This is a genomic window from Streptomyces sp. NBC_00158 (assembly GCF_045160885.1).
Taxonomy (GTDB): domain Bacteria; phylum Actinomycetota; class Actinomycetes; order Streptomycetales; family Streptomycetaceae; genus Streptomyces.
In genome coordinates this window covers 6,415,818-6,436,037 of record NZ_CP108161.1, presented here as the reverse complement: position 1 = coordinate 6,436,037, position 20,220 = coordinate 6,415,818, and the positions used below count along the sequence as shown (strand labels likewise).

Below are 20,220 nucleotides of genomic sequence, written 5' to 3'. Positions count from 1 at the left end.
GGCACCCCCGGAAGGGTGTCAACGGGCCACGGCCCGGCAGTAGTCGGGGTCGCCCGCCAGCAGGTTGCGGTGGGTGTCCTCGGCGGTGATCACGCCGCCGTCCAGGACGAGGACCCGGTCGGCGGCGTCCAGGAGCGGCGGACTGCTGGTGATCACGACCGTGGTGCGGCCCCGGCGCAGCTCCGCGACGCCCCGCGCGATGAGCTGTTCGGTGACCGCGTCGACGGCCGTCGTCGGGTCGTGCAGGACCAGCACCTCGCTGTCGGCGGCCAGCGCCCGCGCCAGGGACAGGCGTTGGCGCTGCCCCCCGGACAGGTTCGCGCCCCGGTCGCGGACGGGGTGGTCGAGGCCTTCGCGGTGCAGGGCGACGACGTCGGCCAGCATCGACGCCCCGACGGCCTCGCGGACCTTCGTACTGGTGCCCGAGGGGTCGATGTTCGTACGGAGGGTGCCCGCGAAGATCTCCCCGTCGTACGGGTTGACCAGCAGGTGCTCCCGTACCGCCACCACCGACAGGTCCGTGAGGTCCCGTCCGCCGAGCCGCACCGCTCCCCCGTACGCGCCCGGCGGCACCCGCAGGGCCAGTACCGAGGCCAGGTCGGCGGCGGCGCGCGGCTGGTAGGCGGCGATCGCCACGAACCCGCCCGCCGGCACCCGGAACCGCAGCCCGCTCAGCGCCCCGTGGCGGACGCCGTCGACCTCCAGGTCCGCGCCGGGGGCCGGGCGGTCCGCCCCCGGGACGGCCGCCGGGGGCGCGGCCAGCAGCAGGGCCATGCGCTCGGCGGAGGCGCGCGCCGTCATCACGTACTTGGGCATGTCCGAGAACAGTTTGAGCGGCTCCATGACGAACTGCGCCAGCCCCACGGCCATGACCAGCTCGCCGATGGTGATCCTGCCCTCGAAGGCCAGCCATCCGGCGGTCAGGGTCACGGCGACGGCGAGGACCGCGTTGAGGGCCAGCGCGGTGCCCGCGTACGCGCCGTTGACGCGGGCGACGGCGACCGCCTGCCGCCTCGCCTCCCCGCTGACCTCCCGGTACGAGCGGAACGCCGCGTGGTTGCCGCCGAACCCGTGCAGCGGCCGCAGGCCGGTGATCAGGTCGGCGACCTTCGCGCCCGCCCGCGCCACCCGGGCCTGCTGTTCGCGGGTGCCGGCGCCGATCCGTCTGGACAGCACGCTCAGGACGGACAGGATCGCCACGGTGCCGACGATGACCAGCAGGCCGAGCCGGAGGTCGGCCAGGCCCAGCGCGACGGCCGCGACCAGGACCGCGACGAGCGAGCTGATCAGCAGGGGCACCACCTCGATGATGTCGGCGGTCTGGTCGGCGTCCTCGGTGGCGAGGGTCAGCACCTCCCCGGACTTCAGGCCGGTGTCCCGGGCCACCGGCTGGAGTCCGCAGTCCGCGACGCGGACCCGCCAGCGGTGCGCCTCGGTGGTGTTGGCCTTCTGCAGGACGCGCATGCCGAACCGCCACGACAGCGACACGGTCGTGATGATCACGGCCAGCGCGGCGACGGACAGGGCGAGCGCGCCCGGACTCCGCTCCCGCAGCGCGAGCTCGACGATCAGGCCGAGCGCGATGGGGAAGGCGGTCTCGCCCGCCTGGTACAGCCCCATGAGGACGGTGCCCCGGGCCATGGCGCCGCGGTTGCGGCGCAGCGCGGTGCGCAGGATGTCGGAGCCCGTGCGCGGCTCCCGCGTGTCAGGAGTGTTCATCGAGGTGACGGGCGATCGCTTCCGGGGTCCGCAGGGTGAACAGGTCTCGGATGGTGATGACGGGACCGTACTCGCGGCGGAGCAGCCCGATCAGCCGCACCGCCAGCATGGAGTGCCCTCCGAGGGACACGAAGTCGCCCACCGCGCTCACCTCGTCGTCGTCCAGGTCCAGTGCCTCCGCGAAGTACGCGCGGACCACGGTCTCGGTCCCGGGGCGCGGGCCGCGCTCCCCCGCCGTGCCGAGCGCGCCGAGCGGCCGGGCCTGCGGCAGCGCCGCGGTGTCGGCCTTCCCGTTGACGGTCAGCGGTATGCCCTCGACGCGCGCGTAGTGGACCGGGCGCAGGAAGTCCGGCAGCGCGGCGCACACCTCGGCGGCGACGGCCGCCAGTTCGGCGCCGTCCACGAGGACGAGGTACGCGGCCAGCCGGTGCCCTCCGCCCGCCCCGGGATCGGGCTGGGCCACGACGGCCGCGAACCGGACCGCCGGGTGCGCGGTGAACGCGGCCTCGACCTCGCCCGGTTCGACCCGGTGGCCGCGGATCTTGACCTGCTGGTCGGTGCGGCCGAGGTAGGCGAGGTTCCCGTCGGGCCGCCGCAGCACCAGGTCGCCGGTGCGGTACATCCGCTCGCCGGGGGCACCGAACGGGCAGGCCACGAAGCGGTGCGCGGTCTGGCCCGGCCGGCCGAGGTAGCCGCGGGCGATGCCGGTGCCCGCCACGTACAGCTCGCCGGGCACCCCGTCCGGCAGCGGCCGCAGCCAGGGGTCGAGTACGTACACGTCGGTGTTGTCGATGGCCACGCCCACCACCGGGTCCTGGCATTCGAAGGTGCCGACGCCGAGGGTGTTGATGGTGTACTCGGTCGGCCCGTACAGGTTGTAGCCGGCCGTTCCCTCGGTGTCGGCGAGCCGCCGCCACAGGTCCGGGGTGACGGCCTCGCCGCCCAGCAGCACGAGCGCGGGGCGGTGTTCCGGGTCGTCGAGGAGGCCCTCGGCCACCAGTTGCCGCGCGTAGGTCGGGGTGACGTTGACGACGTCGATGCGGTGTTCGAGGCAGTAGGCGGTCAGCCGGGGGGCGTCGCGGCGCAGTTCCTCGTCGCAGACGTGCACCTCGTGGCCGTCGGCGAGCCACAGGAGCTCCTCCCACGACATGTCGAAGGCGAAGGACACGGTGTGGGCGATGCGGAAGGTGCGGTGCCGGTGGGCGGCGAGCACCGGCGCGAAGATCCGGCGCTGGTGGTTGACCAGCATGTTGGTGAGCCCGGCGTACTCGGTGACCACGCCCTTGGGCCGGCCGGTGGATCCGGAGGTGTAGATCGTGTAGGCGGGGTGCCGCAGCCGGTGCGGGTCCCCGGGGGCGAACGTCACCAGCGGCGCGGCCCGCGGCAGCGGCCGGTCCAGCTCGATCAGTTCGCCGGTGAGCCGGGGGGCCACGGCTGCGACGGTGAGGATCGCGTCGGGGCGGGCGTCCGCGACGATGGCGGCGATCCGCTCGTCGGGGTGGTCCAGCTCCAGCGGTACGTACGCGGCCCCGGTGCGCAGCACCGCGAACAGCGCCACGATCGAGTCGAGGGAGCGCGGGACGGCGATGCCCACGTTCCGCTCGGGGCCGATGCCGCGCCGGGCGAGGACCCCGGCGACCTCGCGGCTGCGGTCGCGGAGCCGTCCGAAGGTCATGGCGCGGCCGCCGGCGACGAGCGCGACCCGATCCGGGTGGCGGTCCGCCGCGCGGTCGAACCGGTCGACGACGGTGTCGGTGCCGATGTCGGTGCGTACGCCGGCCACGGGCTCGGGGCCGGGTCCGGGCAGGGCGCCGACGGGTCCGTCCGCGCCGGTCAGATCGTCGAGGACGCGCAGGTAGTCGTCGAGGAGGCGGCGCGCGGCGGGCGCGTCGTGGTCGCGGTACTCCAGTTTGACGGTGAGCCGCTCGCCCGGGGTGACGACCCAGGTGAACGGGTAGTGGGTGGAGTCGTCGGCGCGCACCGAGGTGATGCCGTGCCGGGTGTTCATCGCGGCGAAGGCGTCCGTGTCGAGGAAGTTCTGGAGCACGAACAGGTTGTCGAAGAGGGTGTCGTGGCCGCCGGCCCGCTGGATCTCGCCGAGCCCCAGGTGCTCGTGCTCCATCGCGGCCACCCGGGCCGCCTGCACCTCCGCCAGGTACTCCCGTACCGTCGCGGCCGGCCGGGGCCGCGTCCACACGGGCACGGTGTTGAGGAGCACGCCGACGATGCCGGACAGGCCCTCGCCCTCGCGGCCGGAGACGGTCACGCCGAACACGGCGTCGGCGCGGCCCGTGCGGGCGCCGAGCAGCAGGCCGAACGCGCCGGTCAGGACCGTGTTCAGGGTGACGCCGTGCGTCCGCGCGGCGTCCCGCAGCCGCTGCGAGCGCTCGGCGGAGAGCGTGTCGACGAGGGTGCGGGGCAGGCCGTCCGCGAGTTCCGGCGCCGCCCCGGCGAGGAGGGTCGGGCCGGGCAGGCCGGCCAGCTGCTGCGCCCAGAAGCGTTCCGCGGCCGCGGTGTCCCGGGCGGCGAGCGTCCGGGCGTACTCCTCGAAGCCGGGCGTGGCGGGGAGGGGGGCCGTGAGGGTTCCGGCGAGGGCGGCCTCGTAGGCGTCGAACAGGTCGCGCAGCACGGTCTCGCGGGACCAGCCGTCCCACAGCAGCAGGTGGTAGCTGAGCAGCAGGCCGTCGTGCCCGCCGGGCAGCCGGACCACGGTCAGCCGGAGCAGCGGGGGCTCGGCGGGGTCGAATCCGGTGTCGCGGTCCCGGGCGAGGAGGTCCTCGACCTCCGCGTCGGTGGTGAGGGCGAGGGTGCGGACGGCGGCGCGCCGGCCCGCCGCGAGGACCTGGACGGGGTTGCCGTCCTCGTCGGTGGTGAAGCCGGCGCCGACGACGGGGTGGCGTGCCGTCACCCAGGCCATGGCGTCGGCGAGGGCCCCGGTGTCGAGCCGCCGGTCGAAGGTGAACCAGCTCTGCGCGACGTAGTGTCCGGCCGGTCCGCCCAGCTGGGCCTGGAAGTACAGGCCGCGCTGGAGCGGGGTGACGGGCGCCGTGCGCCCGGCCGCACCGGCGGCGTCCGCGAGTTCCTCCAGGGCGTCCAGCCAGTGCCCGGTGAGCTCGTCGGGGACGCCCCCGTCGAGGGTGAACTCCGCGTGCAGGGCGCCGGTGGCCGCGTCGGTCCAGGCGTTGACCTCCACGGCGTACGGGCTGTCCTGTGCGCCGCCGGTGATGCGCGGCACCTGCGACTCGCCGCCCCGGCCGAGGTAGTTGAGGAGGACCTGCGGGGTGCCGGTGGCGGCCAGCAGCGGGGCGGTCTGCGGGTCGAGGTGTCGCAGCCGCCCGTAGGCGCGGTGCGCCGCCTCGTCGGGGCGGCGTGCGGCGGCCTCGCGGGCCGCGGCGACGGGGTCGGTGTGCGGGCTGAGCCGTACGGGGGCGATGGAGGTGAACCAGCCGACGGTGCGGGTGTAGTCGTGGTGGGGCAGCACCGGGTCCCGGCCGTGCCGCTCCAGGTCGACCGCGAGGTCGGCGGGGACGGTCTGGATCCGGGTCAGGGCGGTGCGCAGGGCGCCGCACAGCAGCTCGGTGAGGCCGGTGCCGAGGGCGGCGGGGGCGGTCCGGGTGAGGAGGTCGGCGGTGGCGGGCGGGAGCACGGCCGTGGTCGTGCGCGGGGGTCCGGAGGGTCCTGCGGGCAGCAGCGGGGGTGCCTGGAGGGTGCGGATCCAGTGTCCGAGCCCGGCGGCCTCGTCCGGGCCGGGGGCGGCTCCGTGGGCCAGGGCCCGCGCGTACTCGGCGTAGGAGGTGGTCGGCGGGGCGGGCGGGGTGCCTCGCAGGGCGGCGGCCAGGTCGTCCAGCAGGACGTTCCAGGACACGGCGTCGACGGCGAGGTGGTGGGCGGTGACGACCAGGGTCCGGGCCGGCTCCAGCCAGGTGAAGGCGACGACGTCGCCGGTGGCGGGGTCGAGCCGGCCGGCGGCCTCGTCGGCGGCGGCGGCCGCGTCGGCCGTGTCCGCGCGTACGGGCTCCACGGCGCGGGCGGGTCCGGTGCTCAGGGCCCACACCCCGTGCGCGGTGCTCAGCCGCAGCCGCAGCACCGGGTGTGCGGCGACGACGGCGTTCGCGGCCCGCCGGACGTCGGCGAAGGCGGTGCCCCCGGGTGCGGTGAGGGTCCGGGCCTGGGCGAACCGGTCGAGGGTGCCGCCCAGTTCGCGCCGGCGCAGGATGATCGGCGTGGGCGGCAGCGGGCCGTCGTCCGCCGCGGAATCGGGGACGGGGGCCTGGGGTGTCCCCGGCGTGCGGGCCGCCAGGTGCTCGGCGAGGGCGCGCGGGGTCCGGTGCAGGAACACGTCCCGGGGTGTGATCGGGTGGCCCAGTGCCCGGGCCCGGTTGACGACGGTGATGGCGAGGATGCTGTCGCCGCCGGCCCGGAAGAAGTCGCTGTCGGCGTCGACGGCGGTGCCGGGCAGGGTGCCGGAGAAGACGCCGACCAGCGCCTCCAGGGCGGGGCGGGCCGGGGCCGCCACGAGCTCCTGCTGCCGTTCGGCCCGCTCGGTCAGGGCCGCCCGGTCCAGTTTCCCGTTGACCGTCAGGGGCAGGGTGCCGGCCGTGAGCACCCGGGCGGGCACCATGTGGGCGGGCAGCCGCGCGGAGAGCGCGCCGATGAGGGCGTCCGGGCCGCCCGGCAGCGGGCCGACCACGTGGGCGACGAGGTGGTCCCCGCCGGCCACGGTGACGGCCGCGTCGGTCACCCCGTCGAGTTCCCTGATCGCGGCCTCGACCTCGCCGGGTTCGATGCGGAAGCCCTTGACCTGGACCTGGTCGTCGGCGCGGCCGGTGAACTCCAGCTCGCCGCCGAGGGTGCGGCGGGCCAGGTCCCCCGTGTGGTACATGCGGGAGCCGTCGCCGGCGAACGGGTCGGCCACGAACCGGCCCGCCGTGAGTCCCGGCCGGCCGAGGTAGCCGAGCGCGACCTGGTCGCCGGCCACGTAGACGGCGCCGGCCCGGCCCGGCGGCACCGGGCGGAGCCGGTCGTCGAGCAGGTGGACGGCCAGGCCGGGGATGGCGGTGCCGATGGGGCTGGCCCCGTCGCCCCGGCCGGAGTCCGCTTCGGTCAGCCGCCGCCCGGTGACGTGGACGGTGGTCTCGGTGATCCCGTACATGTTGACCAGTTCGGGCGAGTCCGTGCCGTGCCGGTCGGTCCAGTCGCGCAGCCGTCCGAGGTCGAGGGGCTCCCCGCCGAAGACGATCCGGCGCAGTGCGGTGGCCGGGGAGCCGGCCTGCCGGTCGGCCTCGGTGAACTGGTGGAAGGCCGAGGGGGTCTGGTTGAGGACGGTCACGCCGCGCTCGCGGACCAGCCGGTGGAAGTCGGCCGGGGAGCGGGTCAGCGCGTAGTCCGGGACGAGGAGTTCGCCGCCGTGCGCGAGCGCGCCCCACAGTTCCCAGACCGCGAAGTCGAAGGCGTACGAGTGGAACTGCACCCAGACGTCGTCCGGTGAGGGGTCCAGGTCGTGCCAGGTGTTCGCCAGCAGGGCCACCACACTGGCGTGGGTGACGACGACGCCCTTGGGCCTGCCGGTGGAGCCCGAGGTGTAGATCACGTACGCGGGATCGTGCGGGCCCGCCTCCGGGGGCGGGGCGGTGCCCGCTTCCGGTGCCGGCTCCTCCCCCGGCACCAGCAGCCGGGCCGCGACGCCCGCCCGGTCGAGCAGCCGGGCCAGGCGCTCCCGCTGCCCGGCGTCGACGAGCACGGCCTGCGGAGCGGCATCGGCGAGCACGTACTCCAGGCGTTCGTCCGGGTGGGCGAGGTCCAGCGGTACGTACGCGCCGCCCGCGCCGACGACCGCGAGCAGGGCGACGACCTGCTCCAGCGAGCGCGGTACGGCGACGGCGACCCGTACCCCCGGTCCGACGCCGGCGGCGCGCAGGACGGAGGCCAGATCCCGCTTCGCCGCGTCCAGTTCGCCGTAGGTCAGGGAGCGGGTGGCGCCGTCCAGTGCGCACTGGGTGACGGCGGTCGCGGCGGGGTCCCGGCGGGCGGCGGCGTCGAAGAGCGCGCCGAGGGTCGTACGGGCGGACGCGGCGGGGAGCCGGGGCCGGCCGGCGGGGGCGAGGCCTGCGACGGGGGCGTCGGGGTGGGTGAGCAGGGTGGTGAGGGTGCGGTTGAAGGTGTCGAGGAGCGCGCGGGCGTCCTCCTCGGACAGGAGTGCGCTGTCGTGGATCAGGTTGAAGCGCGGACGGCTCCCGTCGGGGCGTTCCACCACGAGGGTGAGGGGGTAGTGCGGGGCGCCCTCGTTCACGACGGCGGTGACGGCGAGGGTGTCCCCGGGGCGGCGGAGGGCGGCCGGGTCGGTGGCGACGTCGAAGACGACGAGGGTGTCGAAGAGCGGGCCTGTCCCGGCCCGCCGGGTGATGCGGGCCAGGGAGACGTGCTGGTGGGCCAGGACCGCGCCCTGGTGTTCGCGCACGGAGTCGAGGAGTTCGCGGGCCGTGGTGGCGGGGGTCCACCGGGCGCGCACGGGGACGGTGTTGATGAACAGGCCGACCATGTCCTCGATGCCGGGCAGGCCGGTGTCGCGCCCGGACACGGTGGAGCCGAACACCACGTCTGTGCCGTGCAGGAGCCCGCCGAGGGTCAGCGCCCAGGCGGCGTGCACGGCGGCGCTCAGCGGGACTCCGGCGGCGCGGGCGGCCGCGTCGGGGTCCCCGTCCGCCTCCGCGGTGGCGTCGGCGAACCGGTCGGAGGGGGTGTGTCCTTCGGCGACCAGTGAGGGGCCGGGGAGGCCGGCGAGCTGTTCGCCCCACACCCGGTCGCTGTCGTCCTGGTCGCGTGCGGCCAGCCAGCGCACGTGGTCGGTGAAGGTGCCGCGCGGGTGCACGCTGCCCGGTGCGTGGTACTCGGCCAGCAGGGCGCGGAGCATCGGGGGCACGGACCAGCCGTCGGCGACGAGGTGGTGGACGGTCTGCACCAGGACGCCGCGTCCGGGTGCGGTGCGGATCAGCGTGTACCGCATGAGGGGGCCCGCGGCCAGGTCGAATCCGGCGCGGCGGTCCTGCTCGGCGTGGGCGGCGATCTCCTCGGCGGTGGCGCCGGGCCGGTCGAGGGTGGTGAAGGGGGCTTCGGCGCCGCTTTCCAGTACGCAGACCACCCGGCCGTCGGCGAGGTCCGTGAACCGGGCGGCCAGGTTCGGGAAGAGCGTGAGCAGCCGGCCGGCGGCAGCCGCGAGCCGCCCGGCGTCCGCCTCGCCCTCCAGGGTCAGCAGCTGCTGTTCGACGTAGCTGCCCGGGGAGTCGTCGTCGAAGACGGAGTGGAAGTAGAGGCCTTCCTGGAGCGGGGTCAGCGGCAGTACGTCCCGCAGGGCGGGCCCGTCGAGGGCGTCCACGTCGTCCTGGGTGAGCGCGACGAGGGGGAAGTCGCCGGGCGAGTGGCCGCCCAGGCCGAGCGGGACCAGGCCGGCGAGGCCGGTGAGGGCTTCCCGGAACCAGCCGGTGAGGGTGGCGACGTCCTCGTCGGTGAACATCCCCTCGGGCCAGGTGACGGTGGTGACCAGCTCGTACCCGCCGGCCGGGGCCGGCCGGGCGACGGCGTTGAACTCCAGGGCGCGCGGCAGCCGCATCCGGGGGTCGCGGCGCTCCCCCAGCTGGCTGGTGGTCCCGGTGAGTTCCCAGTCTCCGGGGGTTCCGGCGCCGGACCGGCCCAGGTAGTTGAAGAGCACCTGGGGGGCGGGGGCGTCGAAGCGCGTGCCGGCGAGGTGGCGCAGGACCCCGTAGGAGAGGCCGTTGCCGGGGACGCGGGCGAGGTCGTCCTTGACCGCTTTGAGGGCGGCGGCGAGGTGGGCGGGCGCGGTGGGGTCGGCCGCGGGTCCGGGGTCCACGGTCACGGGGAAGAGGGTGGTGAACCAGCCGACGGTGCGCGAGAGGTCGGGTTCGAAGCCGGCGGTGTCCGTCAGCAGGGCGCCTTCGCGGCCGTGGCCCTCCAGTTCGACGTGGGCGTACGTCTGGTCCTGCCCGAGCCGGCGGCGCCACCGGGCGAGGGTGACGGCGAGGGCGGTGAGCAGTACGGGACCCGGTCCCGTGTGGAACCGGGCGGGGAGCGTGCCGAGCAGGGCGGCGGTGACGTCGGGGCCGACGGTGACGGTCGCCTCGCGTTCCCGTGCGACGGTGTCGGCGTCCGTGAGCGGGCGCCGGCCGAGCGGTGCGTCGGGTCCGGGCAGCGGACGCCGGTAGTGGTCCCGGTCGGCGTCGAAGCGGGCGCGTTCCAGCAGCCGGGTCCAGCGTCGGAACGAGGTTCCCACCGGGGGGAGTTCGACGGGCTCGCCGGCGGCCGTCTGCCGCCAGGCCGTGGCGAGGTCGTCGCGCAGGATCCGCCAGGACACCCCGTCGACCACCACGTGGTGGACGACCAGGACCAGTTGGCGGGCGGCGCGGCGCCAGACGGCGCGCAGCATGACGCCGCCCTCCGGGTCGAGTCCGGCGGTGGCGAGCGCCACGCACGCGTCGAGGGGCCGGTCGCTCTGCTCCCACCGGGCGCGGGCCGGGCCGGCGTCGGGGACGTAGAAGCCCCAGTGGTCGCCGCGTACCAGGCGGGCGCGGAGCATGTCGTGGCGGTGCAGCAGGGCGGTCAGGATCCGGTCGAGGGCTTCGGCGGTGAGCGCGGCGGGGGTGTCGAGCACCACGGACTGGACGAAGCCGTCGATCGCGCCGGTGGTCTCGCCGAGCCAGCGCACGACCGGTGATCCGGTCACGGGGCCGGTGGGGGTGTCGGCGTCGTCGGCGGGGCCGGTGCCCCCGCGGCCGGCCACTGCCGCCAGGGCGCCCACCACGCCGTGGGTGAAGACCTGCCGGGCCGTGACGTGCAGTCCGGCCTCGCGCAGGGCGCCGATCAGGGAGATCGCCAGGAGGCTGTCCCCGCCGAGCCGGAAGAAGTCCTGGTCGACACCGACCTCGTCGAGCCCGAGCACGGCCGCGAAGGCGGCGCAGACCAGGCGTTCGCTCTCGGTGGCGGGTGCCAGGAGCGGGCCGGCCCCGGTCTCTGGCTCGGGCAGTGCGTCCCGGTCGGTCTTGCCGTTGGCGGTGAGGGGGAACTCCTTGAGCACGACGACGCGGGCGGGGACCATGTACTCGACCATGTGCGCGGCGGCCCAGTCGCGGACCTCGTCGCCCCGCAGGTGTTCGCTTCCGGCGGCCGGGATGACGTAGCCCACGAGGTGGGTGGCGCCGGCGGCGTTCTTCCGCGCGACGACGCAGGCGTGCCGGACCTCGGGGTGTTCGGCGAGGCCGGCCTCGACGTCCTCGGTCTCCAGCCGCATGCCCCGGATCTTGACCTGGTTGTCGGCCCGGCCGAGGAAGTCCAGCGAGCCGTCCGGGGCGTAGCGGGCGAGGTCGCCGGTCCGGTAGAGGCGGGAGCCGTCCGCGGCGAAGGGGTCGGCGACGAAGCGGGAGGCGGTGAGTCCGGGCGCGCCGGCGTAGCCGCGGCCGAGGAGGAAGCCGCCCACGTACAGTTCGCCGCCGACGCCGACGGGGACGGGGCGCAGTTCCTCGTCGAGGACGTACAGCCGGGTGTTGGGGTTGGCCTTGCCTATGGAGGTGGTGAGGCGTTCGGCGGCGCCCCGGTAGACGACGTGGGAGACGCCGATCGTCGTCTCGGCGGGGCCGTAGCCGTGGTACATGGGGATGCCGAGCCGGGCGCGGAAGCGTTCGTACAGTTCGGGGGTGAGGACCTCGCCGCCGCACCAGACGTGGCGCAGGCTGTCGAGCCGTCCGGAGTCGCCCGTGATCTCCAGCAGTACGTCCAGCATGGAGGGGACGAGGTAGGTGAAGGTGACGCGCTGCCCGGCGATGACGCCGAGCAGGTGGTGCGGGTCGCGTTCGCCTCCGGGCCGCAGGACCACCAGCCGGCCGCCGGTGACGAGCGGCAGGAAGACCTCGTTGACGGAGATGTCGAAGGACAGCGGGGCCTTGAACAGTGACGCGTCGTCGGGTCCGAAGCCCAGGACCTCCCGGCTCTGCCAGAGGAGGCGTTCGCTGATCGCCTCGTGCCGGATCATGGCCCCCTTGGGCCGGCCGGTCGATCCCGACGTGAAGATGACGTAGGCGAGGGCGGCGCCGGGGACGGTGGCGGCGGGCGCGTCGGCGGGGTGGGAGGCGAAGGCCCAGTCACCGAGGTCGACGGCCACGGCCTCCGGTTCGGCGGGGTCGTGTTCGCCGGTGTCGTTGAGCTGGAGCACCACGCCGGCGTCCTGGATGACGGCGGCCCGGCGGGCGGCCGGCCACTGCGGGTCGAGGGGCACGAACGCGGCTCCCGCCTGGAGCACTCCGAGGAGGGCGATCACCATGTCGGCGGAGCGGGGCAGGGAGATGCCGACGACCTGTTCGGCGGTGACGCCGCGCCCGGTCAGGTGGTGGGCCAGCTGGGCGGCCAGTTCCGCGGCCCGGCCGTAGGTCAGCGACCGGTGCCCGTCCAGGACGGCGACGGCGTCCGGCCTGGTCCGTGCCTGCTCGCGGAACATCTCCACGACGGTCGGTCGGTCCCGCTCCGCCCCGGTGTCGTTCCACGCGGCCAGGGTCCGGGCCCGCTCGGCGGCGCCGCCCGGTCCGATGGTGCCGAGGGGGCGGGCGGGGAAGTCGGCCAGGTCGTCCAGCGTCCTTTGGGCGTCGGCCCGTTCGACGCCTTCGGGTACGGCGATGCTCCGGCCGTCCGCGCCGACCTCCCAGCCGGCCGGCGCCGTCGCGGCTCCGGCGCCGACGAGGGCGAGGAGGTCGGTGAAGGGGGTGCCCGGGGTGAGTGCCGTGCCGTCGGGGCCGCGGCCCGTCGCCCGGTACGCCAGCGCGATGGCGCAGGCGGTGGTGATGGTCCGGTCGCCGTGGTCGCCGGCCCTTCGGCGCACCCCGGCCAGCCGGGTGGGAGCGAGCCGTACGAGACGAGCGGTCGGTTCGGTCCTCAAAGCCTCAACGCCCCTTCGGTCTTCCTGCGGTGGCCCACCCGGTCAGGTGGGCCTGCTGCCCTCGCGCCAGGCCCGCCACAGGTCCGCGTACCTGCCTCCGAGGGCCACCAGCTCCTCGTGGGTGCCCTGTTCGGCCACCCGTCCCGCGTCCAGCACGGCGATCCGGTCGGCCGCCATCGCCTGCGTCAGCCGGTGCGCCACGAACAGGGTGGTCCGGCCGGCGCAGGCGGCGCGCACGGCCCGCTCCAGTCCGGCGGCGCCCTCGCTGCCCGCCTCGGCCGTGGACTCGTCGAGCACCACCACGGGCGTACGTCCCAGCACCAGCCGGGCGAGGGCGATCCTGGCGACCAGGGTGGCGTCCGGGCGTTCGCCGCCCTCGCCGACCGGGGTGTCCAGCCCGTCGGGCAGGGCGGCGGCCCACTCGTCGGCGCCGACCGTGCGCAGGGCGTCGGCCAGTTCGGCGTCGGACGCCGCGGGCGCGGCGAGGCGCAGGTCGTCGGCGAGCGTCCCGGAGAAGACGTGCGTCTCCTGGGTCAGGATGCTCACCAGGGCCCGGGCGCCCGCCTCGTCGAGGTCGGCGAGGTCGGTCGGGCCGATGTGCACGGAGCCGGCCTGCGGGGTTCCGATGCCGGCGACGAGCGCGGCCAGGGTGGATTTGCCCGCGCCCGTCGCCCCGACGAGGGCGAGCGAGCCGCCCGCCGGGATGGCCAGGTCGACGTCCCGCAGCACCGGCTCCTCGGCGCCGGGGTAGGTGAAGGTCAGGCCCTTGACGGTGAGCGGGTGGGCGCCGGGCTCCGCCGGGGCGACGGCCGGCGTGCCCACGAGCCGGTCGGCGGTGTTCTCCCCGAGCACTCCGACCAGCCGGGTCAGGCTCGCGCCGGACTTCTGCGCCTCGTCGAAGGTGAACATGATGGAGCCGAGCGGGGTGAAGAGCCGGTGGAAGACGAGCGGGGCCGCCGCCACCTCGCCCAGTGTCGCGGCGCCGGCCTCCAGCAGGGCGTACCCCACCAGGATGATCAGGACCAGTCCGATGAACTCGGCGCGGTTCTCCCTGCCGACGAAGCGGCCGAAGAGCCGGAACACCTCGATGCCGAGTTCGCGCACCCGCCAGGACTCGGCGGTGACCTTCTCCCGGACGGCCCCTTCGAGCCGGTAGGCCCGGACGGTGTCGATCCCGTCGAGCCCGCTGATCAGCGCCTGCGCGCGGTCGGCCTGGACGGCGCGCTGCCTGCGGTAGAGCGGGGCGGACCGGGGCAGGTACCAGCGCAGGGCGAACGCGTACGCGGGCAGCGCGCCGGCGCCGGCCAGGCCGAGCCGCCAGTCCAGGCCGAACATGCCGGCGGTGGCCATGACGACGAGCACGCCGGCGGAGAAGACGGTGGGTACGGCCGAGCGGATGCCCCGGGACAGGACGGCGACGTCGTCGCCGACCCGGGACAGCACGTCGCCGCGGCCGACCTGTTCGATCCGGGCGCTGGGCATGCCCAGGACGGCCCGGACGGCGACCTCGCGCAGCCGGGCGAGCAGGTCCGCGCCGAGCCGTCCGACCAGGTAGGCGGAGAGGGCGCCGGCCGCCGCGCCGAGCAGCGCGGCGGCCGCCATCACCGCCCCGGTCGTGTACAGGACCGAGCGGGGGCCGCCGGCGGCCGCCGCGTCGACCACCCGGCCGAGCAGGAGCAGCGGGAGGACCTGGAGCGCGGCCCCCGCCACCGTGCTGAGAACGGTGGCGGAGGTCAGCCAGGGCCGTTCGCGGCAGTAGGCCCCGGCCCAGCGGGCGGCCTCGCGGCCCGTGGTGGTGCGCAGGGCCGACGGGGCCCGGGTTGCGGTGTCGGTGGCGCTCACCCCTGTCCGGCCGCCTTGACGAGTTCGTCGATCGCGTAGGGCAGGGAGAGCAGGGTGCCCTGGGACATGGCGGCGCCGACCGCGGGTCCCTCGCTGTCGAGGAGGTAGGAGACCTTTCCGTTCCTGACGGCCTTCAGGTTGGTGAACAGCTCGGACTTCTTCAGGGCTTCCTGGTCCGCCTTGTCGTTGATGACGAAGATCCGGTCGACGTCGATCAGGTCCATCCGCTCCGGGGAGAGCACGGTGAAGAACTTGCCGTCCGCGATCTTGTCGATCTCGGTCTGCCCCTTGTAGCCGATGCCCGTGACCAGCCGTCCGCGTACGTCGGTGGTGGTGAACGGCGCCGCCGCGTCCTTGTACCAGGACAGGGCCACGGCCGTCCGGTTCGCGAACTCGGGGTGGGCCGCGCGGGCCGCGTCGAGCCTGTCCTGGATGCCCTTCACCAGTGCGGCGCCCTTGCGCTCCTGGCCGAGGGCCTTGGCGATGTGGACGGCGTTGTCCTGCCAGGGGGCGCTGAAGGGTTCCTTCTCGGCCTTGGTGCGGCCCACCGTGGGGGCGATCTTGGAGAGCTTGTCGTAGGCGGCCCGGTCGATCTCGGAGTAGACGGCGATGATCAGGTCCGGGCGCAGGGCGGCGATCTTCTCGTAGTTGGGGCCGGTGTCGCCGTTGTTCATGACGACCTCGGGGCGGGTGTCGCCCCACTTGTCCTTCACCCAGGGCCACTGGGTGTTGACGTCGGGGCTGGTGCCCGGCGGGTTGGGGTACTGGTCGACCATGCCGACGGGCTTGGTGCCGAGCGCCAGGACGGCCTGGTCGTCGGTGTAGCCGACGGAGACGACCCGCCGGGGGGCCTTGTCCACCTTGGTGGTGCCGAACGCGTGCTCCACGGTGACCGGGAAGGTGCCGGCCGTGCCGACGGGGGCTTCGCCGCTCTTCTTGTCGGCCTGGTCCGCCGTGCCGGAACCGCATCCGGCGAGGAGGGCGGCTCCGAGGGCGGCGGCGGTCAGGACCGCTGCCGGCCGCCGCGATGGGTGGGTACGTGGTGCCGTTCGCTGGAGGAGCATCCGCAATCCCTTGCTTTCGTGCCGTCCATTGCAGTGCTGCCCGAAGGCAGCCAAACCCTAGCGCCCCAACTGAGGGCAGCCTAGCCTTAGTTGAGCCCGGATCTATGTCCGAGCCGGACCTCGCCGCACGTGCGCGCGGCCTATCGGGACGACGAGCGGGCGGTCGCCCACCGGGTCGTCGACGACCTCCGCGCGCAGGCCGAAGGCCTCCTGCAGCAGGCCGGCGGTGACGATCTCGCTCGGATGGCCCTGCGCCAGCACCGAACCCGCCTTCATCACCACGAGGTTGTCGCTGTAGCGCGCGGCGAGGTTGAGGTCGTGCAGCACCATGACCACCGTGCGGCCGCCCTCGTGCAGGTCGTCCACCAGGTCGAGGACGTCGATCGCGTGGGCCAGGTCGAGGTAGGTGGTCGGCTCGTCGAGCAGCAGCAGGTCGGTGCCCTGGGCCAGCGCCATCGAGATCCAGACGCGCTGGCGCTGCCCGCCCGAGAGGGTGTCCACCGGGCGGTCGGCCAGGTCGGACACCCCGGTCATGGCGAGCGCCCGCTCCACCACGGCGGCGTCGTCCGAGGACCACTGCCGCAGCCAGCCCTGGTGCGGGTGCCGGCCCCTCGCGACCAGGTCCGACACCGTGAGCCCCTCCGGCGCGACCGGCGCCTGCGGCAGCAGGCCGAGCTTCTTCGCCACGTCCCGGGTGCGGAGCCGGCCGATGTCCTCGCCGTCCAGCACCACGGTCCCGCCGGTCGGCCTGAGCAGCCGCGACAGGGTCCGCAGCAGGGTCGACTTCCCGCAGCCGTTGGGCCCGATGATGGTGGTGACCACCCCCTGAGGGATCTCCACGTCGAGGTCCTCGATGACGCTCCGCCCGCCGTACCCGACCGTGACGCCCCTGGCCGCCAGCCGGGCGGCGCCACCCGGCCCGGGGGCGCCCCCGCCGTCGTGCTCCGCTGCCACTGTTCCCCCTGCTTTCCGTGTGTACGCGAATCCGTGCCGCTAGCGGAGGTTGGCCCGCACCAGCAGGTATACGAGGAAGGGACCGCCGATCGCGGCCGTGACCACGCCGACGGGAAGGGTGACGGGCAGGGCCGTACGGGCGACCAGGTCGGCCCCGATCAGCAGCAGGGCCCCCACCAGCCCCGAGGCCGCCAACGGCGGTGTCGGGCACCTCGCCAGCCGCATCGCCGCCTGCGGCGCCACCAGCGCCACGAACGGGACCGGGCCCGCCGCGCTCACCGCCACACCGGCCAGCAGCACCGCGCACAGCAGCAGCACGGCCCGTACGGCCGAGTAGCGCACGCCCAGCCCGGCGGCGACCTCGTCACCCAGGTGCAGCGGCTTGAACTGGAACGCCGCGCACGCCACCACGCACAGCAGCACGAGCGTGCACCAGAGCGCCACCCGGACCTCGCCCCACGAGCGACCGTCCAGCGAGCCGATCAGCCACGCCTGCGCCCGCGCCACGTCCCTGATGTCCGCCGTGACCAGCAGCCAGGTGGTGACCGCCTCCGTCACCGCGCTGACCGAGATGCCGATGAGGACCAGCCGGAAGCCGTCGATCCCGCGCCGCCACGCCAGGAAGTAGACCAGCAGGCCCGCGCCGAGCCCGCCCGCGAGCGCCGCCGCGGACAGGCCCACCGAGTCGGCGACCGCCGCGGCGGCCCCTCCGGAGACCGTGACCAGGAAGACCGCCACCATGCCGGCGCCCCCGGTGATCCCCAGGATGTCCGGGCTGGCCAGCGGATTGCGCGCGACGGACTGGGTGATCGCCCCGGACACCCCGAGGGCCACGCCCACGACCAGTCCGGCCAGCGCCCTCGGCATCCGCAGGTCCATGATCACGAACTGGTCGACCCGCTCGCCGCCGCCGAGGACGGTGGCGATCACCTGCGGCAGGGCGATGGGGAACTCCCCCACGCCGATGGACAGGCAGCCCAGCAGGAAGACCGCCGCGGCCAGCAGCAGGGTGGCCGCCGCGATCCACGGCCGCCAGACGAACGACACCCGGCCGAGCCGTACGCCCGGTGCCACCGCAGCCCTCGTGTCCGTCCCGTTCACGCGCTCTTGAACCTCCCGCGCCACACCAGCACCGCGAAGAACGGCGCCCCGAGCAGGGCCACGAGGACCCCCGCGTCCAGTTCGCCCGGCCGCACCACCAGGCGTCCCGCGATGTCGCAGACCAGCAGGACGATCGCGCCGAGCAGGCCCGCGTACGGCACCAGCCGGCGGTAGTCCGGCCCGGTCAGGTACCGCGCCACGTGGGCCACCATCAGGCCGAGGAAGGCGATGGGGCCGCACGCCGCCGTCGCCGCGCCCGCCAGCAGGGTGATGGCGACGATGCCCGCGGTCCGGACCAGCGTGGTGTTCACGCCGAGCCCGCGCGCCACGTCGTCCCCCAGGTTCAGCAGGTTGACGGCGGGCAGGGTGACCAGGGCCAGCACCAGCCCGGCCGCGACGAAGGCGGCCACCGGCCGGATGACGTCGAAGCCGACCCCGGCCACGGAGCCCGCGTTCCAGAACCGCAGCGCGTTCAGCGACGCCTGGTCCGACAGCGCGACCGCCGTGGTCATCGCCGCGAGGAACACCGTGACCCCCTGCCCGGCCAGGGCCAGGGTCAGCGGGTTGCCGGCCCCCCGCCCTATGCTCGCCAGCCCGAACACGACGGCCCCGGCGACCGCCGCCCCCAGGAAGGCGAACCAGACGTACTGGAACGGGCCGGTGAACCCGAACACCGCGACGACGGTCACCACGGCGAACGAGGCGCCGGAGTTCACCCCCAGCAGGCCCGTGTCGGCGATCGGGTTGCGCGTGTACCCCTGGATCAGCGCCCCGCCGACCCCCAGGGCAGTGCCCGCCACGATCGCGAGCACCGTCCGGGGCACCCGTACGGTCTGCACGATGAGCCGGATCTCGGTGAGCCGCCGGTCGGGGTCCGGCGCGGCGAACAGGCCCTGCCACACCTCCGCGGGGGTCAGCGCGCGGGCGCCGACGGCCAGCGAGACCAGCGCCGCCGCGAGCAGGACCGCCACCAGCGCCCCCGGCCCCACCGGCCGCCGCCGGCGCGGCGGCCGGGAGGCGCCCCGGGGCGCGGGGACCTCCACCGCGCTCGTACCCGTGTCCACGTACTCCGTCCCTTCGGCTAGCGGGCGGTGCTGCCGGTGCCGTCCACGACGGTCCGGGCCGCGCCCGGCCCGTCGCCGGAGCCGGATCCGGGGGTGCGGCCGAGGAGGGAGTCGAGGATCTCGCCGACCCTGACGGCGGTGTTGGACAGCAGCGAGGAGGTGATGCCGTGCGTGTGCTCGGTTCCCCCCTGCACGTAGATGCCGCAGCGCACCCCGGGATCGGTCCCGATGCGGTAGTCGCGTCCGACGCGCACGCGCCCCTCCGCGTCGCGCAGGCAGCGGTCGGCGACCTCGCCGAGGAGGCCGAGGGGGTCGGCGGGCCGGTAGCCGGTGGCGAAGACCACGGCGTCGGCGTCCAGGGGGGTCTCCTCGCCGGTGACGAGGGACCGCACGGTGGCCCGTACGCCGGCCCCCGGGTCCTCCTTCACCTCGGTCAGCCGGGAGACGTTGAGGAAGCGCAGGCGTTCGGTGCCGAGGACCTTCTCCTGGTACATCTGCCGGTACAGGTCGTCGATCAGATCGATGTCCACCACGGAGTAGTTGGTGTTGCGGTGGTAGTCCATCAGGCCGCGCTTGACGTCCTCGGGGGCGGTGAAGAACGCGTCGACCGCCTCCGGGTCGAAGATCCGGTTGGCGAAGCCGCTGTCGTCGGCGGGGCTGTATCCGTAGCGGGTGAAGACGGCGCAGACCTCGGCCCCGGGGAAGCGCCGGTGCAGGTAGGCCACGTTCTCCGCGGCGCTCTGCCCCGCGCCCACGACGATGAAGCGGGAGGGCGCGGCCCCCGCCATCTCCTCGACCCTGGTCAGCAGTTCGGAGGTGTGCCAGACGTGCTCCGTGCGGTCGACGCCCTCCGGCATCAGGGGGCGCAGCCCGGTCCCGATGACCAGGTTGCGGGCCCGGTGCAGAGCGAGCCCCTCACCGGAGCGGACGGTGACGTCGAGGTGTTCCACGACTCCGTCCGACAGGACGGGGGTCACCCCCACGACCTCGTGGCCGTAGCAGACCATGTCGTCGACCTGGGCGGCCGCCCACTCCAGGTAGTCGTGGAACTCCACCCGCAGGGGGAAGAGGCTCTTGTGGTTGATGAAGTCGACCAGCCTGCCCCTGCTCTTGAGGTAGCAGAGGAAGCTGAACGCGCTGGCGGGGTTCCGCAGGGTCACCAGGTCCTTGAGGAAGGACACCTGCATGGTGGCGTCGTCGATGAGCATGCCGCGGTGCCAGCCGAAGCGCGGCTGGACCTCGAAGAACTGGGCGGTGATCGCGCCCTGTCTGCCGACGCGTGCGTTGTGCTCGCTGAGCGCGATCGCCATGGCCACGTTGGACGGCCCGAAGCCGATGCCTACGAGGTCGTGGATCAGGGGGGCGTCGCCGGGACGAGCCTGTGCCATGTCACTCCCATCGTGCGGGGGGCGGCCGCAGCGCCGCGCGGCGGCCGTTGGTCGGGCAGTGGGGACGTACGGGAGGCCGGTGCGCAGGCCGAGGCCCCGATCCGGAACTTAGGTAAGGCTAAGCTGATGTTCTTGGGGCTGTCGAGGGGAGAGCC

The 20,220-nt window shown here is 74.8% G+C and carries 8 protein-coding genes; all 8 read right to left on the bottom strand.

Translation table 11 applies throughout. From position 1 onward, the window contains the following. Window positions 1-18 precede the first annotated feature (18 nt). On the bottom strand, window positions 19-1,719 hold the full coding sequence (locus OG553_RS29555; protein ID WP_405981884.1) for an ABC transporter ATP-binding protein: 1,701 nt from the start codon (window positions 1,717-1,719) through the stop codon (window positions 19-21). Further along, window positions 1,706-12,652 carry an amino acid adenylation domain-containing protein gene (locus OG553_RS29550; protein WP_405981883.1) on the bottom strand — a complete coding sequence of 3,649 codons (10,947 nt, stop codon included), beginning with the start codon at window positions 12,650-12,652 and terminating at the stop codon, window positions 1,706-1,708. Before OG553_RS29550 ends, OG553_RS29555 begins: the two co-directional genes overlap by 14 nt. 42 nt (window positions 12,653-12,694) lie before the next feature. Next, window positions 12,695-14,494 (bottom strand): ABC transporter ATP-binding protein, encoded by a 1,800-nt coding sequence (locus OG553_RS29545; protein ID WP_405981882.1) that lies wholly within the window; start codon window positions 14,492-14,494, stop codon window positions 12,695-12,697. Then, a complete protein-coding gene (locus OG553_RS29540) occupies window positions 14,491-15,558 on the bottom strand; it encodes an iron-siderophore ABC transporter substrate-binding protein (RefSeq protein ID WP_405981881.1) in 1,068 nt (355 codons plus the stop codon). Before OG553_RS29540 ends, OG553_RS29545 begins: the two co-directional genes overlap by 4 nt. Before the next feature lie 102 nt (window positions 15,559-15,660). After that, complete coding sequence (locus tag OG553_RS29535; RefSeq protein ID WP_405981880.1) at window positions 15,661-16,512, bottom strand: ABC transporter ATP-binding protein; 852 nt, start codon at window positions 16,510-16,512, stop codon at window positions 15,661-15,663. A gap of 39 nt (window positions 16,513-16,551) precedes the next feature. Beyond that, entirely contained in the window at window positions 16,552-17,613 is a 1,062-nt protein-coding gene (locus OG553_RS29530; RefSeq protein ID WP_405981879.1) for a FecCD family ABC transporter permease, read from the bottom strand. After that, the gene (locus OG553_RS29525) at window positions 17,610-18,677 is read right to left on the bottom strand and encodes a FecCD family ABC transporter permease (protein ID WP_405981878.1); all 1,068 of its coding nucleotides are present in this window, start codon (window positions 18,675-18,677) and stop codon (window positions 17,610-17,612) included. Before OG553_RS29525 ends, OG553_RS29530 begins: the two co-directional genes overlap by 4 nt. Window positions 18,678-18,694: 17 nt before the next feature. Further along, window positions 18,695-20,065, bottom strand: coding sequence for a lysine N(6)-hydroxylase/L-ornithine N(5)-oxygenase family protein (locus OG553_RS29520; protein ID WP_405981877.1), 1,371 nt, complete (start codon window positions 20,063-20,065; stop codon window positions 18,695-18,697). Window positions 20,066-20,220 lie beyond the last annotated feature (155 nt).